Source organism: Streptomyces mutabilis (genome assembly GCF_046628145.1).
In the GTDB taxonomy this organism is placed as follows: Bacteria; Actinomycetota; Actinomycetes; order Streptomycetales; family Streptomycetaceae; genus Streptomyces; species Streptomyces mutabilis.
Map to the genome: position 1 here is coordinate 1,264,831 of NZ_CP176874.1, position 17,384 is coordinate 1,282,214.

The window sequence follows — 17,384 nt, forward strand, 5'->3', positions numbered from 1 at the left end:
CCTCAGCCGTCGGTGGTGGAGACGAGTGGTGTGGTGGTGTTCGGTGCGCCGGGGCCGTCGGGTGCGGTCCGCGCCTTCGGGAGGGCGGGGCCCCTCGCCGTGTCCGGCGCGTCCGTCGCCCGGGTGAGCACGGCCAGCGGGGGTGCGCCGGGCCGGGTGGGGAGGGCGCGTGCGGTCATGCCGGACTCGGCCACCACGTCCTTCAGGCCGAAGGGCGCCCAGCGGTAGGAGTCGTGCACCTCGCGCTCCGCGTCCGTCGCGCCGTCCCGGTAGACGCGCCAGGTGGAGCGCAGCCGCATCACTCCGCCCTCCGTCTCGTCCGGTGCTCCGCCGAACGACCACTCGTAGCGGTTCCGTCCGGCGGTGGCCGTGGCGAGCCGGGTCTCGGGGAGCGTCAACGGCCGCTCGAACTGCATGAGTTCGACGATCACGAATCCGCCGGGTGCCAGCCGCCCGGTCACCCGGCGCCACAGCCTGGCTCGTCCCTCCGCGTCCAGGTGGCCGAGGACCCCGCAGAGCAGGACGACGCTGATCCGGTCCGGGAGGTCCAGGTCGGGAGCGGCGTCCGCGGTGACGGTGACCCGGGAGCGCAGGCCCGGGTCGCTGAAGACCCGGCTGGTGAGGACGGCGCGCATGCCGACCGCCGGTTCGCAGGCGAGGATCTCGGCGTCCGGCCGGGCCCGGGCGACGGCCTCGGTCACCAGGCCGGTGCCGGCGCCGATGTCGACCACCGGACCGGTGCTCAGGTCGGCGTCGGCGAGGAGTGCGGCGATCGCGGGCACGCTCGCGGTCGCGGTGTGCTCGGCGGCGACGAGGTCGAAGAACTCCGCCGACGGGGTGTAGGGCGAGGTGTCCGCGGGAGCGGTGGGCGAGTCCGCGCCGGCGGGGGGCGGGTCGGCCCTGACGTGATCCGTGCCGGTGCGGTCCGTGCCGGTGCGGTCCGTGTCGAGACGGTCCGTTTCCGGGCGGGTCCGCTCCGGAGCGGGGAAGACGTCGCTGACCGCCAGTGGCCGCGGGGTGTCCGGCCGGACGATCTCGGGCGGTCCGAGCCGTGCGGCGAGGTCGGTCCAGATGCGGCACACGGCCAGGTCGTACTGGCCCGTGCGCAGCGCGTCGCCTCCCTGTCCGACGGCCTCGCGGAGCCCGTCGAGGGCGCTGCCGATCGCTTGTGGCCACAGGTCGGAGAAGACGGTCCGGAAGGTACCCGTGTTCCCGACCACGGCCGTGGTGCCCAGCCCCAGGCGGCCGGTGCCGGGTCCGTCGAGGACGAAACGCCGGTCGGCGTCGCGTCCGATGTGCAGACGGGGGCTCCACAGCACGGGCCCGTGGGTGTCGGCCAGGGTGAGCACTCCGCCTTCCGTGCCGAGCGAGACGCGGTGCCAGTGGAGGGCGTGGTTGTCCCGGTCGGCGGGGTCCAGCTGGTGGTGCACCCGCAGGGTGAGGGGCGCGCCGGCGATCACACCGTGCAGGGAGCGGAACGGCTGCGGCCCGATGTCGGCCGGCAGTGGTGCCGGGTCCGCGAATCGCCAGGGCCGCAGCGTGCCCATCGCCTGGCCGAGGATGTCCACCAGGGGGTGCATCAGGTGGACCGGGGTGGCGGCGTCCACGAAGAGCGGTCGCTGTCGTGCGACCAGCCTGCGGGCCGCGTCGATGAAGTCTCGGACCGGGGCGACGTGCGGGTAGTGGGTGTTGAGGCGGTACTGCACTCCCCGGCGGCGTGCGTGTCTGAGGTTGTCCGTCAGCTCGGTGAGGTGGACGGGGTGCTCCTGGAGGACGTGGATGCCCCGGTCCATGAGCGTCCTGGCCAGTTCGGTGCCCCGGCCGCCGGAGATGGACGAGCTGACCGCCACGCAGGCCGCGTCGATGTCGGCCGGGAGATCGTCGGCGTCCGTGTAGTGGGGGACGCCGAGTCGCTCCGCGTACGCACGGGAGGCGGCCGAGCCCCGGCTCAGGATGCCGGCCAGTGCGTAGCCGGGGCGGCGGCGTGCCGCCTCGGCGTAGAAGCGGCCGAAGTTGGTGCCGCAGACCAGCACCCGGAAGGGCGTCGAGGTGTTCACAGCACGCCCTCTTCCACCTGATCGGCGCCGGCCGCAGCTCCGGTGAGCCGGAGGTCCGCGGCTCCCCGGGCGCGCAGGTGCCGCACCACCGTGTCGGGGTCCAGCACGTCGCAGGCGAAGTGCACCCCCGGCGGTACCCCGTCCCGCAGCACCGCGTCCACCGCGAGGGCGCCCACGGTCGCGGTGAGCCGGTAGCTGCTGGCCGCGCGCAGGGTCAGTCCCGCGGTGGCCGGCCTTCCGGCCGCGGTGCCCGACAGCTCGAAGTCCATGACGTAGTAGGGCCGCCGTCCGGCCAGGTCGAGGTCGGCGGCGAGGATCAGCCGGTCCGCCAGCTCCGCCGGGTCGTCCCCGGCGGCGAGGCGGCCCGGCAGCAGGTTGAGCAGCGCGCGGACGGCGGGACCGGGGTGGACGTTGTACCAGTCGAGCCGGTCGAGGCCGAGGCCGGTGGCGAGGCGTTCGCTCTCCCCGCTGAGGTAGGGCTGGAGGGCCACCCTGCCGGGGAAGGCCCGGTGTCCGGTGTCCTCGGCCGTGCGCAGCGCGCGCGGGACGCGCCGGCCGCCGCGGACGGCGGCGAGGGGTTCACCGTAGGCGGCTCCTTCCGCGCCTCCGGAGGTGAGGGAGAGCATGAGGTCGTGCGCCACCGTCGGCGAGCAGGTCTCCAGGCCGCCGCAGTGCGCGGTCAGCGCCGAGGCGCCGTCCAGGCCCTGTCCGGCCAGCCAGCGGGGCAGGAGGCTGGACAGGCCGGGCAGGGCTCCGGCCGACAGGACGACCGTGCGGCCGTCGCGGGCCGGGTCGCCGGCCGCCAGCAGGTCCTCGGCGGCGGGGTCGTCCCCGGCCACGTCGACGCAGTGCGCTCCGGCGGCGAGAGCGGCGGAGGCCACCGTGGCGCGGAGCCGGTAGGTGGGGCCGACGCAGTTGAGGACGATGTCGCAGCCCTCGGTGAAGGCACGCAGACCGCCCGGGGCGCCCGCGTCTACCCGTACGGTCTCGTCACGGCCGGCGGAGTCCTCCTCGGCGACCGCGCGGAGGGCCGCCTCGGTGCGACCGCCCAGGCGGAGCCCGGTGCGGCCGAGCGCGCGCAACTCCCGCACGGCGGCCCGGCCGACCGCGCCGGAGGCACCCAGGATGCCGATCACAGGCTTGGTCATCGGGTGATCGCCCCCTGGGTCAGCTCACCGAGGACCTTGAGGATGCCGGGCGCGTGCTCGACGGACAGGCAGCTGTAGTGGTCGCCACCGATGTCGACGATGTCGAGGTCGCCGAGGGTGAGTTCCTCCCAGTAGGCGGTGACGGCGTCCTTGCTGCCGGGGAAGGGATAGGCGCCGTCGTGCCGCAGGAAGGTGATGTCACCCGCGTAGGGTTCGGCGTCGTAGCGGGTGATGGCGAAGACGCTCTGGCGGAAGGCGAGGAAGAGCCGCGTCATGTGGTCGGGTTCGTAGGTGCCGGCCGATGCGGGCACCGCCTCGCACATCCGGGCGATCCGGGTGGCGCGGGGCACGTCGGCGAGCCGCCGGAAGCGGCTCGCCACGTCCTCGAACTCCGTGGGCAGTGCGGCGAGTCCGCCGTCCGGCAGGACCCCGGGACTGGCGGCCAGGACGGCGTCGGCCGCCGCGGCCACCCGGTACTGGTCGTCCGGGAAACCGAGTTCGGCCGGGTCGATGCCCATCATGACGGCGAAGGAGTACTCGGCGAGCAGTTCGTCGTCCAGCCGGAAACGGGGGCTGTGGCTGCTGATGACGGTGAGGCTCTCCACCTCCGCCCCGGACTCGGCCAGATTGCGGGCCACCTCGGTGGCGATCAGTCCGCCCAGGCAGTAGCCGACGACGTGGAAGCGGCTCCGCCCGTCGGCCGTCAGCGCCCGCGCGTAGTCGGCCGCCATCTGCTCGATGAGTCCTTCGGGCGGGGCGGCGAGGAACCCGCTCAGGTCCGGGACCTCCACGCCGACGACCTCGGCGAGGCCCGGCGAGCGGCGCCTGATCTCGGTGATCAGCGCCCGGTACGGCATGATCGTCGCGGTTCCCGCGTGCACCAGCACGGTGGTCGGCTCGTCCTCCGAACGGGCACCGTGCAGGTGGATCACCGGGTCCGTGCGCACGGCACCGGGCACGGGCGCGTCCTCGGGTCCGGCCAGGCCCCGCAGGAACCCGGCGAGGCCCGCGACCGTGGGGCGGCGCAGCATGTGGCGCAGGACGACCTCCCACTCCAGGTCCGCGGCCTGCGGCACGCGCTCGCGGAGCCGGCCCACCATGCGGGCCACCAGGAGCGAGTCGCCGCCGAGGTCGAAGAAGTCGTCGTTGCGGGTGACGCGTTCGACCGCGAGGAGTTCCGTCCACAGCTCGGCCAGGTCGTTCTCCAGCTCGTCCCTCGGCTGCTCGTCCACGACGACCGGTGCGCTCTCGCGGGGCAGCCAGGACCGCAGGCGTGCGCGGTCGGTCTTGCCGTTGGCCGTGCGGGGCAGGGTGTCGACGACCTGCCACACCGAGGGGAGCATGTACTCCGGGAGCCGGGTGGCCGCCGTACGCGCCAGCTCCCCCACCGGTACGTGGTGCCGGTCGTCCTTCATCGTGGCGATGAACAGCTCCTGCCCGGTGAGCGCCAGGGAGTCCTGGGCATCGGGCAGCGAGACGACTTCGGACGCGGCGTACCGGTCGAGGAGTTCACGCCACTGGGTGTGGGTGAGGAAGGACTGGCCGGTGTGCTCGCGCACGTCGGTCCACGCCCGGCCGGCGACCTCCAGGAACTCCATGGAGACCAGCAGCGGAAGGTTCTCGTCGCGGGTGTTCTCCACGAAGACGAGCTGTCCGCCCGGTACGAGCAGTTCCCGGAGCCTGGCCACGGCGGCGTCCGCGTCGGCGGCGGCGTGCAGCGTGTTGGCGCAGACCACGACGTCGAAGGTGTTGGGCAGCAGCTGCTGGGCTCGCGGGTCCTCGTCGACGTCGAAGCGCTGGTAGCGGACCCAGGCGTGGTCGGCGAAGCGCTCGCGGGCTTCGTTCAGGAAGAACGCCGAGGAGTCCGTGAACAGGTAGTCGACGCCGTACTCGGCGAGCACCGGCACCAGTTCCCCGGTGGTGCCACCGACGCCGCCGCCCACCTCCAGCACCCGCAGCCGCTCCTCGCCCGTGTGGCTCGCGGCGATCTCGCGCAGCGCGGTGACCACCGCGCGGTTGAGGTGCCGAATGGCGAGGTTGTCGCGGTAGGCGGCGTCCGCGGCCTCGGTCGCCGCGCCCGGGAAGAGCAGCTCGCGGATGCCCGTCTCCCCGGAGACCAGCTCGGGCAGCCGTTCGGCGCAGGTGCGCATGACGGTGAGCAGCTCGGTGCTCCACCCGATCTCGTGCTCCAGGCCGGCGGCCAGTCGCCATCGGCGCTCCGCCTCGGGCGCGGGGACGGGGACGAGGCCGGTGTACGTGCCGTCGGCGCCCCGGTGGGTGAGCCGGTCCCGGGCGGCCAGGGCGTGCAGCCAGCGCCCCACGATGTGCCGGTGACGGGGCGTGGCGCGCAGTGCCGTGCCCACCTCCTCCGCGGTGCGTTCCGCACCGCCGTCGAACACGCCGGAGGCGGCGAGGACGCGGGTCATCTCCGCGAGCGCCACCTCGTCGAGGGCGGTCAGGAAGTCGGTGAGCCGTTCGGCGTCGACGGCGGCGGAGGCTTCGCGTACCGCGTCGGCGGCCGCCGCGCGCGCCTGTTCCCGGCTCGTCACGGCGGGCCCGTCGCCGTCCTGGCGTGCCGCTTCGCCCGCTGCGTGTTCCGTCTCGCCGTCCTTGCGCGCCGTCTCCACGAACGCGGCCAGGCGTCGCCCGCCCGCCGCCGAGTCGTCGACGACCACCGCGCCCGCCGCGACCGCCGGGTGGGCCTGTACAGCGGCTTCCACCTCGGCGAGTTCGACCCGGTAGCCGCGGATCTTGATCTGGGCGTCCTCCCGGCCGAGGAATTCGATGGTCCCGTCGGGGAGGTACCGGCCGAGGTCGCCCGTGCGGTAGAGCCGCTCTCCGGTGGCGGGGTCGGTGAGGAACCGCTGTGCCGTGCGCTCCTCGTCGCCGAGGTAGCCCAGTGCGACGCCGGCGCCGCCGATGTACAGCTCGCCGGGCACCCATTCGGGCCGTGGCCGAAGGTGCCGGTCGAGCACGGCGAACGTCTGGTTGGTCAGGGGCGTGCCGTACGGGATGCTCGGGCGGGCGGTGTCCACCTCGCCGATCGGGTGGGCGATGGACCAGATGGAGCCCTCGGTGGCTCCGCCGAGGGAGACGACCTCCAGGCCCGGCAGGAGTTCCCGGGCCTGGTCGGGCAGGGCGACCGGTATCCAGTCGCCGGATATCAGCGCGAGCCGCAGTGAGCCGTCGTCGGCGGGGGGCTCGGAGCGGAGCCAGTCGCAGAGCATGTGGAGCTGGCCCGGCACGGAGTTCCACACCGTGACGCCGAAGTCGCGGACGAGTTCGGCCCAGTGGGAGGGGTCGCCGCGCCGGTCGGCCTGGGGCAGGACCAGGGTGGCGCCCACGGCGAGCGGTCCGAACAGGTCGTAGACGGACAGGTCGAAGCCGAGTCCCGCGATGCCGAGGACGCGGTCGCGTTCGGTGACGTTGAAGCGGCGGTTGATGTCCTCGACAGTGTTGAGGGCGGCCCGGTGGCTGATCATCACGCCCTTGGGCGTGCCGGTGGAACCCGAGGTGTAGATGACGTAGGCGAGGTCGTCCGGATCCCGGTGGGCGACGACGGCAGTGCCGTCCCCGGTGGCTTCCTCGACCTGGTCCACGACGAGGGGCGTCACCGTCGCCGGGAGGTCTTCGAGCTCGGCGAGCCAGGACTGGGTGAGGACGGTGCGGACGCCCGCGTCCGCGATGATCGTGTCCCGGCGGGCCGGCGGCTGGGCCGTGTCGACGGGCAGGTAGGCGCCGCCCGCCATGAGGGTGCCGAAGACGGCGACGACCTGCTCCCAGCCCTTGTCCATCCAGATCGCCACCGGTTCCCCGGGGCGCAGTCCGGAGGCCGTGAGCGCTTCGGCGAGGCCGCTCGCCCGGGTGACGAGCTGCCGGTAGGAGAGGGCCAGTTCGGGGGTGCGGACCGCGATCGCGTCCGGTGTGACCCGTGCCCGGGCGAGTACGGGTTCATGGAGCAGGGCGTCCGGCAGCGGTCCCTCGGTCGCGTTGACCGCGTTCCGGCGCGCCGCCTGCGCCTCGGGCAGGGCGATGCGGGCCGGTGCGTCCCAGGCGGCCTCCGCGGCCTCGCCCTCGGCCGACAGGGACCGCACGAGTGCCGTGTACGCCTCGAACATGGCGTCGGCCACCCCGTGGGCGAGGGCGCCCTCCCGGATGTCCCAGGACAGGCTGAGCGTGTCCCCGCGGTGCATGACCTGGCAGTCGAGCCACACCTGGGGCGTCCGGGTCACGGCGTACGTCACCTCGGGGGGTACGCCTTCGGAGGTGGCTCCGGCACCGAGGGCGCTGGTGAAGACGACCGGCATCAGCACCGGTGCGCCGGCCCTGCGGGAGAGTTCGGCGAGTACGTCCGAGCCGGTGAACAGCGGGTGCGCCAGGTCTTCGAGGAGCTGCTGCCCCACGGCCCTGGTCCGCTCGGCGAAGGAGACCGGGGCGTCGAGGTCCACGGCGAGCAGTTCGAGCGAGGTGAAGTCCCCGATGAGGCGGCCGACGTCCTCGTGCAGGGCGGGCCGGTCGACCGTGGGCACGTTGAGCGTGAACCGGCTGGTCCGCGACCAGGCGCCGACGGTCTCGGCGTACGCCGCGAGGAGGACCGTGGACACGGTCAGCCCGCGCCGCGACGCCCGTTCGGTGAGCCGGTCCCGGTCGGCCGCGGGCAGCAGCACCTCAAGGCGGCGGAACGTCACCGCGTCGCCGGGAGCCGGGGGGCGGCTCGCTTCCCCCGGGTCGCTCACGGCGGCCTCCCACGCCTCGGCGAGGGGCAGTTCGGGAGCGGGCGGCAGGGTGTCGAGCCGTTCGGTCCAGTAGGCGCGGTCGCGGGCGTGGGCCTCGGTGTCGGCGAGGGCCCGGCGGGCCAGGACGTAGTCGCGGAAGGTGATCCGGGGCGCCTCGGCAAGGGCGTCGCCGTTGTAGCTCCGCTGGAACTCGGCGAGCAGGACGCGCAGGCCGGCGTGGTCGACGACGAGCATGTCGAAGGCGAGGTGGAGCACGGCCCGCTCGGCGGTCCGGGTGACGTGCACGTCGAAGAGGGGCCACCGGTCGGTGGGCGACTCGCGGTTGGCCAGACGGGCTCGGGTGCGCTCCACCTGTGTCTCGGCGGTGGCGGCCGGCAGCGCGGTCAGGTCGTCGGATCCGACGGGGAGGGCGGGCACGTCCGGCAGGACCCGCTGGTAGCCGTCGTGGTGGACGACGGCGCGGAGCATGTCGTGCCGCTGGACCAGCTCCCGCCAGACCGAGGTGACGCGGTCGACGTCCAGATCGGGGTACTCCAGCTCCACGTAGGCGTGGCAGCCGACGCCTCCGTAGGCGTACGCGTCGGTGCGGCCGATGAGGTAGGCGGCCTGGACGTCCGTCAGCGGGAACGGTTCGTGGCGGTTGTCGCGGTCGCCGCGCAGCGCGGGCTCCCCGGCCTCCAGGTGGCGCAGGATGGCTTCCTTGTGCGTGCGCAGTTCGGCTCGGTGCGTGTCGGTGAGCCGGCCCTGCGGGGCCCGGAAACGCAGTTGTCCGTCCTGGGCCCACAGCACCACGCCGTCGTCGGCGTATCGGGCCAGCAGTTCAGCGATGTTCACAGCTCTCCGGTCTCGTAGGCGGTCCCGTGGGCCGCGAGCGTTCGGGTGACGTCCGCGGCGAGCGCGGCGACGGTCGGTGCGGCGAAGAAGCGGCGGGCGGGCACGGTGGCCCCGAAGCGGCGTTCGATCGCCGTGAGCAGCCGCAGCGCGGTGAGGCTGTCGCCGCCGGCGGTGAAGAAGTTGGCGTTGCGGTCGGGGGTCCCGTGCGGCAGGTGCTCGTGCCAGAGCGCGGCGAGGGCCGTCTCGGTCTCGCCCCGTGGTGGCTCGGCAGCGGCGGAGGCCGGCTCCGGACCCGCGAGGCCGGCCAGGGCGGCCCGGTCGACCTTGCCGTTCGCGGTGAGGGGCAGGGCGGACAGCAGGAGGATGCGGGACGGGACGGCGTGGACCGGCACCCGCTCGGCCAGCAGGCCGAAGAGGCCCTCGGTGAGTGCGGGGTCCTCGACGGGCGTGGCGGGTTCGGCGGGAGCCGGCTCGTCGCCGGTCGTGCCGCCCGCGGTGGGGTCCTGGGGTACGGCGAAGGCGACCAGACGCCGGGCGGTGCGTTCCCCCACGGCCACGACGGCGGCCCGCGCGACGGCCGGATGCGCCTCCAGCGCGGCCTCGATCTCGCCCGCCTCGACGCGGTGACCGGCGATCTTGAGCTGGCTGTCGAGCCGGCCGAGGAACTCCAGCAGCCCGTCGCCCCGGAACCGGCCCAGGTCGCCCGTCCGGTACCAGCGCCGCCCGCCTTGCTCGACGAACTTCTCGGCGGTGCGGACCGGATCGCCCAGGTAGCCGCGGGCCAGTCCCGCGCCGCCGATCCACAGTTCGCCGGGCGTCCAGTCGGGACAGTCCCGGCCGTCCCGGTCGACCACGCGGTAGTGCTGCCCGGTCAGGGGACGTCCGTAGGGGATGGACACCCACCGGGGGTCCGGTTCGGTGACGGTGAGGGTGTTGGACCAGATGGCGGCCTCCGTGGCTCCGCCCATGGCGACGAAGGCGCAGGGCCGCGCGGTCCGGGCCCGCAGCCGGGCGGGCAGGTCGAGACCTATCCAGTCGCCGGAGACCAGGGCGGTCCGCAGCCCTCCGATGCCGCCTTCCCGTCCGCCCTGTTCGTCGGCGTCCAGGAGCAGGTCGAGCAGGGCGGGGACGGTGTTCCAGACGGTCACGCCGTACTGGTCCAGCAGACTCGGCCAGCGGGCCGGTTCGCGGCGCTGCTCCTCGGTGGGCAGCAGGAGGGAGCCGCCGGCGGCGAGCAGGCCGAAGACGTCGTACACGGACAGGTCGAAGTCCAGTGCCGACAGGGCGAAGACGCGGTCGTCCTCGGTGACGCCGTGCCGGGCGTTGATGTCCGCGATCGTGTTCCAGGCGGCCGCGTGGGTGATCTCGACTCCCTTGGGCTCGCCCGTGGAACCCGACGTGAAGATCACGTAGGCGAGCGACCGGGCCGACGTCCCGCCCGGCGCGGGCAGTGGCTCGCGGCTCTGCGTGTCCGCGAAGGACAGGGTGCGGGGGCCGGTGCCCTCAGGGGCGTGCCAGCTCCCCAGGACGACGTCGAAACCGGCGGTGGCGTGCACCCGCTCCAGCCGGGCGGCGGGCTGTTCGAGGCCGAGTGGGACGTAGGCGGCGCCGGCCGCGTGGACGCCGAGGACCGCCGCGATCTGTTCCGGGCCCTTGGGCAGGGTGACCGCGACCAGGTCGCCCGGCCGCACGCCCGCGTCGCCGAGCGCGGCGGCGGTGCGCAGCGCCTGCTCGGCCAGGGCTCCGTAGGTCACCTCCTCCCCCGCCGTCGTGACGAGGGCGGTGCGGTCGGGGGTTGCCGTCGCGTGAGTGAAGAACGTCCGGTGCAGCGGGCGCGGCGCCACCGGTTCCAGGGCCGCCTCCCGGGCGGCGGCGGCCCGCCGTTCGTACTGCGAGGCGGGCAGGAGGTCGGGAAGTGGCGCCTCCCAGTCACCGGACACGAGGCGCCGCAGCAGCAGTTCGTACGCGGCGAACATGGCGTCCAGCACGCCCTCGGCGAACAGTTCCTCGACGGCGTCCCAGGTGACGACCAGGTTCCCGGACTCCTCGGTGACCTGGTTGTCCAGGCAGACCTGCGGGGACTGGGAGATGCCCCAGACCTTCGCGGGGAAGCCGGTCCCGGGTCCGGCCAGCGTCGCGTCACCGACGCCGATGGCGCTGGTGAACACCACGGGAGCGGCGGCGTCCACCGTGCCCGTGCGCCGGCCGAACTCCCGCAGCAGCCAGTCGATCGGCACGTCGGCGTGGTCGAGGTCCTCCGCCTGCCGGCGTTGCAGCGCGACGGCTGCCGGGAGCCAGGATGTCGCCTCGCGCCGGTGGCCGGCGAGGGACAGGGAGGTGAAGTCGCCCAGCACCCGATGGATGTGGGGGTGGACGTCACGCCGGTTGAAGAGGGTGAGCGTGACGGTCAGGGCGTCCGTTCCGCTCCAGGCCTCCAGGACCTCGGCGTACAGGGCCAGCAGGACGGTGGAGGGGGTCAGGCCGTGCCGTGCCGCGTCGCGCTTGACGGCCTGCCAGTCCTCGGCGGGCAGGCTCAGCCGGCGCCGGGTGAAGACGGGCGCGTCGAGCGAGGCCGGGTCGCGGTCGAAGGGCAGGGCGGGAGGCGGCGGCAGTTCGGACAGCCGGGCCTGCCAGTGGGCGCGGGCCCGCGCGGTCGCCTCGGGGTCGGCCGGGCGGCGGGTCAGGTAGTCGCGGAACGACACGTCCACGGGCGGCAGTTCGACCTGCGGGTCGGCGTAGAGCGCGTTCAGTTCCGCGTAGAGCGTGGTGATGGAGAGCGCGTCCAGCACGAGGTAGTCCAGCCCGATGCCGATACGGGTGCGTACTTCGCCGGCGTTCTCCGCGGCGCCTTCGTCCTCGCGGTAACGCACCGCCTCGACCGCGAAGAGGGGCCACTCGGCGGGGTCGCGGACCTGCTGGGACAGGCGGGCGCGCAGGCCGGCCAGGGCCTCGGCCGCGCCTTCGGCGGAGGCGGCCACCTCCACCGGAATGCGCACCGGCGGTACGTCGGGCAGGACGCGCTGGTGTCCGTCCTCGACGACGGCGCGGAGCATGCCGTGCCGCCGGACGAGGGTGTTCCAGGCGCGTTCGAGCCGGTCGAGGTCGACGTCCGTGCCGTCGAACTCCGTGTAGTGCCAGGTGCCGACACCGCCGAGGGTGAACCGGGGGTCGCGGCCGGTGTGGTAGGCGGCCTGGACGTCCGTCAGCGGGAAGGGTTCGTGCGCGTGGTCCGGGTCGGGCACGAGGGCGACGGCGGGGGCCGGTGCCGGCGCCTCGTCGGCGGTCGCCGTGGGGTGCAGCGTCTCGCAGAAGTGCTGGAGGACGGGGCGGGCGAAGAGGTCGGCCACGCGGGCGCCGGGGAAGCCCGCGGCCCGCAGCCGGCCGATCATGCGCGTCGCGACGAGCGAGTCGCCGCCCAGCAGGAAGAAGCTGCTCTCGCGTCCCACGTCGGCCACGCCGAGCAGGTCGGCCCACTCGGCCGCCACGGCGCTCTCCACGGGGCCGGCCGGCGCCGAGGTGCGGGGGCCGTCCTGGCCGGCGGCCTCGGTCAGCGCCTGGCGGACGGCCGCCCGGTCGAGCTTGCCGTTGGCGGTCAGCGGCAGGTCGCGCAGGACGAGGACGCGCTCGGGAAGCATGTGGGCCGGGAGGCGTTCCGCCGCCCGCAGACGGACCTCGTCCGGGTCGGGTGCCCCGCCGGGGGCGGACACGGCCGCGGCGAGGTGACGTACCGGTGTGTCCAGGACGGTGGCGACCGCGTGCAGGACGGCGGGGTCGTCCTCCAGCGCGGACTCGACCTCGCCCAGTTCGATGCGGTGGCCGCCGATCTTCACCTGGTGGTCGGCGCGGCCGAGGAACTCCAGCACGCCGTCGGGCCGGTAGCGGGCCAGGTCGCCGCTGCGGTACCAGCGTGTTCCGTCGTGCTCGACGAAGCGTTCCGCCGTGCGTTCGGGGTCCGCCCGGTAGCCGTTCGCCACACCGGGGCCGCCGATCCACAGCTCGCCGGGGACGAGGTCGGGGCAGTCGCGTCCCCGCCCGTCGACGACCCGGGCCCGCATGTTGCGCAGGGGAACGCCGTAGGGGACGGACTTCCAGGCCGGGTCGGTCTCCTCCACCTCGAACACCGTGGAGTGGACCGCCGCCTCCGTCATGCCGCCGAGCGCCACGAATCGGCAGCCGGGTACGAGCGCCCGCAGTCTGCGGGGCTGGTCGAGCCCGACCCAGTCGCCGCCCAGCAGCACCATGCGCAGGGAGTCCCCGAGGCCCTCGTCCTCCCCCGCGGCCATCAGCAGGTCCAGCAGGGCGGGGACGCACTGCACCAGCGTCACCCCGTGGGCGCGCACCAGCCGCGCCCAGTGGTGGGCGTCCCGTCGGTGCTCCTGGCCCACGGCGACCACCTGCCCGCCGAGGGACAGCGGGGTGAAGATGTCCCAGGTGGCGAGGTCGAAGTCCAGGGCGGAGATCGCGAGCGTGCGGTCCTCGGGGCCGAGGCCGAGCTGCTCCTCCATCGCCTCGATGGTGTTGACGACCGCCCGGTGCGACACCTCGACTCCCTTGGGCAGCCCCGTCGAGCCGGACGTGAACAGCACGTAGGCGGGAAGGGCGGGGTCCGGCCGGACGACCTCTGCGGGCTGAGCCCTCGACGCGTCCTCCAGGAGCAGCACCGGGGCCGGGGAGACCTCCGCGCACAGGCGGGCGTGGTCCCGGTCGGTGAGCACGGCGGCCGCGCCGGCCACGGTGTGGATGCGCCGCCGTCGCACGGCGGGCTGTTCCACGCCGACGGGGGCGTAGGCCGCGCCCGCGGCCAGGATGCCGAGGACCGCGGTGATCTGGTCGGCGCCCTTGGGCAGGGTCACGGCGACGGTGTCGCCCTCCCGCACACCGTGGTCGCGCAGCATCGCGGTGATCCGCCGGGCCGCGTGGGCGAGTTCGCCGTAGGTGAGCGTGTCGCCGGTGGTGCGGACGACCGCGGCGCGGTCCGGCTCGGCCTCGGCGAGCCGGAAGAAGCGGGTGTGCAGGGCGCGGTCCGGGACGGGCCCGGGGGGCAGGGCCGCCACCGCGCGTCGGGCCAGGACGTCGGGGGCGAGCAGGCCGTCCACCGGCCGGGACCAGGCGTCGGGGTCCGTCACCAGGCGTGTGACGAGGCGGCGGTAGGCGTCGAACGCGGCGTCGGGCACGCCGGCCTCGATCACGCCGTCGCGCACGTCCCAGTTGAGGAGGAGGCCGCCGTCGAGTTCGGTGACCTGGGCGTCCAGGTACACCTGCGGGCCCTGGGAGATGATCCAGGAAGGGCGGCCGAAGGACTTCTGGACGTCCTGCTCGAAGATCTCACCCAGTCCGATGGCGCTGGTGTACACGACGGGAGCCAGCACCGGCGCCCCCTCGGCGCGGGAGAGGTCGCGCAGTACCTCGACACCGCCGTACGCGCCGTGGGAGATGCCCTCCCGCAGTCGCTCCTGGAGCCCGCGGGCCTGCCGGGAGAACGGAAGTGACGCGCTCAGGTCGGCGTCGAGCAGGACCGAGCTGCTGAAGTCCCCCACCAGCCCGGCGACTTCGGGGACGAACATCTCCCGGTCGAACAGCGGCAGGTTGAGCAGGAAGCGCCGGTCGTCGCTCCACGCGGCGATCACCTCGGCGAAGGCGGTGGCGAGGGCGGCGGCGGGGGTGAGACCGTGCCGCCGGGCGGCGCTGACGAGTGCGGCCTTCTCGGCGGGGCCGAGCCAGTGGTGCAGGCGGCGGGAGTGGGTCAGCGCGCTGTCGTCCGCGCTGACCGGGGTGAGGGGGTCGACGGTCGTCGGCAGCCGTGGGGCCCGCGGCAGATCCGGCAGGCGCTCGCGCCACCAGGCGGCGTGCTGCCGGCGTTCCGCCCGTCTCCGTACGTCGTGCTCCGCGAGGTAGCGCCGGTAGTCGAGGCCGAGTTCGCGCGGCGGGTCGTCGGGACACTCGTAGAAGCGGCGCAGGTCGGACAGGAGGACGCGCAGGCTCAGCGCGTCACCGGCCATCATGTCCAGGTCGATCTGCAGACGGGTCCTGTCGTCGGGGAGCAGGCACAGGGCCGCGCGGAAGACGTCACCGGCGGTGCCGTCCGGACGGGCGTGGGTGTTGCGCTCACGCAGCAGTGCCAGCTCGGTCTCGGCCTCGTCGGGGTCGCGTTCCCGCAGGTCGTGGACGGTGAGCGGCAGACCCGGGTCGCCGAAGCGCTGACGGCCCTCCTCGTCGAAGACCGCTCTGAGCATGCCGTGGCGCAGCACGAGCGCCCGGAGGGCGGTGGCGAGCCGGGCCGGATCGACGCCGTGGCCGTCGAGTTCGACGTAGAAGTGCGCGGCGACGCCGCCGAGGGGCTGTCCGTCCTGGCGTCCGATCCAGTAGGCGTGCTGCATCGTGGCCAGGGGGAAGGAGTCCGACTCCGCCTCGGTCGCCGCCGTGTCGTGCGGCGCGGTGGGGGCGGGCGGGGCGGTGGTGGTCGCCCCGTCGCCCCTCGCCCGCGCGAGCAGGGCCGTCCAGTCCCGCAGGGTCGGGCTGCTCGTGAGGTCCTGGAAGGTGACGGTGCTGCCTTCGCGCCGCCAGGCACCGACCAGGGACATCAACACCAGTGAGTCGAGGCCGAGCTCGAAGAGGTCGCGGTCGTCGTCCAGCTCCTCCGGCGCGATCTCCAGCGCGCGCGCCACCGCTTCGCGCACCGTCACGGGCGCGTGGCGATCACGACCGTCGAGGTCTCCTTCCGCTGTCCGCGCCTGGACGACTGCTTCATCGCTCACTGGTGCTGCCTTCCGGTCGGATGGGGTGGGGGCCGCGTCGAAGGCGGCCGACGCCGGGATCTCCCCGAGGCAGGGCTGACGCCCCGGTAGATAGAAATGATTATCATTTCTATAATTCACATCGTAATCACATGACGGGACTCGGCGCCAGAGCCGGAGGCCCGGCGATGAGAGGCGGAGCCCCATGACCGAGACCCAACGGACCTGGCCCGAGGCCGAGTCGGCGCGCTACCGGGCCGCCGGACACTGGCAGGGGGTGACCTTCGGGGCCCGTCTGCGGGAAGGTGCGGCCGGCCATGGAGGGCGCGTCGCCCTGGTCGACGGCGACCGGCGGTGGACCTACGCGGAGCTGGACGCCGAGGCGGACCGGGTCGCCCGCGGTCTGCGCGGACTCGGGATCGGGCGGGGCGACCGCGTCGTCGTCCAGCTCCCCAACCGCGCGGAGTTCCTCTTCGTCTGGTTCGGTCTGCAACGGCTCGGTGCGGTTCCGGTGCACGCCATGCCCGGCCACCGGCGCCGGGAGATCGGCCATCTGGTGCGCGTTGCGGGCGCCGTGGCCTGTGTGGTGCCCGACCGCCACGCCCGGTTCGACCACCGGGAACTGATGCGCGAGGTACGGGCGGAGCAGGGGGCGGGCGGTTCGCTGCGGCACGTCGTCGTGGTCGGCGACCCCGGCACCGACGAGGACTTCGTCTCCTTCGAGGCGTTGCGGACGGATCCGCCGTCGGCGTCCGCCCCCGGCTCCGACGACGGCGGAGCGGACTCCGCCGACATCGCCCTCCTGCTGCTGTCCGGCGGTACCACGGGACTTCCGAAACTCATCCCGCGCACCCACGACGACTACTCCTACAACGCGCGCGCCTGCGCGGAGGTCTGCGCGCTCGACACCCGGACCGTGTACCTGGCGGTGCTGCCCCTCGGGTTCAACTTCACCTTCGCCTGCCCCGGTGTGCTGGGCACCCTCATGTCCGGGGGGACCGTCGTCGTCGCGCCCGACCCCAGCCCGCAGACCGCGTTCGCCCTCGTCGAGCGGGAGGGCGTCACCCTGACCTCGCTGACCCCGCCGCTCGTCCCCCACTGGACGGACGAGGCCGCGTCCGGCTCCTGGGACCTCGGGAGCCTGTCGGTGGTGCAGGTCGGCGGGGCGCGGCTGCCCGAGGACCACGCCCGCAAGCTCGGACCGGCACTCGGGGTGACCGTGCAACAGGTGTTCGGCATGGCAGAGGGTCTGATCAACCTCACCCGCCTCGACGACCCCGAGGACCTCGTCTGCGCCACCCAGGGCCGGCCCGTCTCCCCGGACGACGAGGTTCTCGTGGTGGACGCCGACGGCAGGCCCGTGCCGGACGGTACGGCGGGTGAACTGCTCACCCGGGGCCCGTACACGCTGCGCGGCTACTACCGCGCCGAGGAGCACAACCGCACGTCCTTCACTGCGGACGGCTACTACCGGACAGGAGACGTGGTACGGCGCCTGCCGTCCGGTCACCTCGTGGTGGCGGGGCGGATCAAGGACCAGATCAACCGTGGCGGCGAGAAGGTCGCCGCGGTCGAGGTGGAGGAGCAGCTGCTGACGCATCCGGCGATCACGGCGGCGGCGCTGGTCGGTGTGCCGGACGAGCGGCGGGGCGAGCGGTCGGTCGCCTTCGTCGTCTGCGCGGGCGCGGCGCCCGGCGCCCGGGAGATCGCCGCCCATCTGAGGGAGTGCGGGCTGGCCGGGTACAAGGCCCCCGACGAGGTCGTGCGGGTTCCCGGTCTTCCGCTGACCGCGGTCGGGAAGGTCGACAAGGCGGCACTGGCGCAGCAGCTGCTCCGGCCGTAGGACGGGGCGCGGAGGAGCGCCCGGTGACCGGG

Annotated in this window: 5 protein-coding genes; 1 reads left to right on the forward strand and 4 read right to left on the reverse strand. The window is 74.1% G+C overall.

The genetic code is table 11. The annotated features are described in order from the left end of the window. Window positions 1–2 precede the first annotated feature (2 nt). The 4 genes from ACLIN4_RS05505 to ACLIN4_RS05520 are packed head-to-tail and all read right to left on the reverse strand — an operon-like array spanning window position 3 to window position 15,530. Window positions 3–2,057 carry a Gfo/Idh/MocA family oxidoreductase gene (locus ACLIN4_RS05505; protein ID WP_381940033.1) on the reverse strand — a complete coding sequence of 685 codons (2,055 nt, stop codon included), beginning with the start codon at window positions 2,055–2,057 and terminating at the stop codon, window positions 3–5. Then, a complete protein-coding gene (locus ACLIN4_RS05510; RefSeq protein WP_107479810.1) occupies window positions 2,054–3,205 on the reverse strand; it encodes a saccharopine dehydrogenase NADP-binding domain-containing protein in 1,152 nt (383 codons plus the stop codon). The genes ACLIN4_RS05505 and ACLIN4_RS05510 overlap by 4 nt, the downstream gene beginning before the upstream one ends. Then, window positions 3,202–8,775 (reverse strand): amino acid adenylation domain-containing protein, encoded by a 5,574-nt coding sequence (locus ACLIN4_RS05515; RefSeq protein WP_411575547.1) that lies wholly within the window; start codon window positions 8,773–8,775, stop codon window positions 3,202–3,204. Before ACLIN4_RS05515 ends, ACLIN4_RS05510 begins: the two co-directional genes overlap by 4 nt. Continuing rightward, entirely contained in the window at window positions 8,772–15,530 is a 6,759-nt protein-coding gene (locus ACLIN4_RS05520) for a non-ribosomal peptide synthetase (RefSeq protein ID WP_289907823.1), read from the reverse strand. Before ACLIN4_RS05520 ends, ACLIN4_RS05515 begins: the two co-directional genes overlap by 4 nt. A gap of 184 nt (window positions 15,531–15,714) precedes the next feature. Between ACLIN4_RS05520 and ACLIN4_RS05525 the strand changes: the two genes are divergently transcribed. After that, window positions 15,715–17,352, forward strand: coding sequence for a (2,3-dihydroxybenzoyl)adenylate synthase (locus ACLIN4_RS05525; RefSeq protein WP_289907824.1), 1,638 nt, complete (start codon window positions 15,715–15,717; stop codon window positions 17,350–17,352). The last annotated feature ends 32 nt before the right edge of the window (window positions 17,353–17,384 follow it).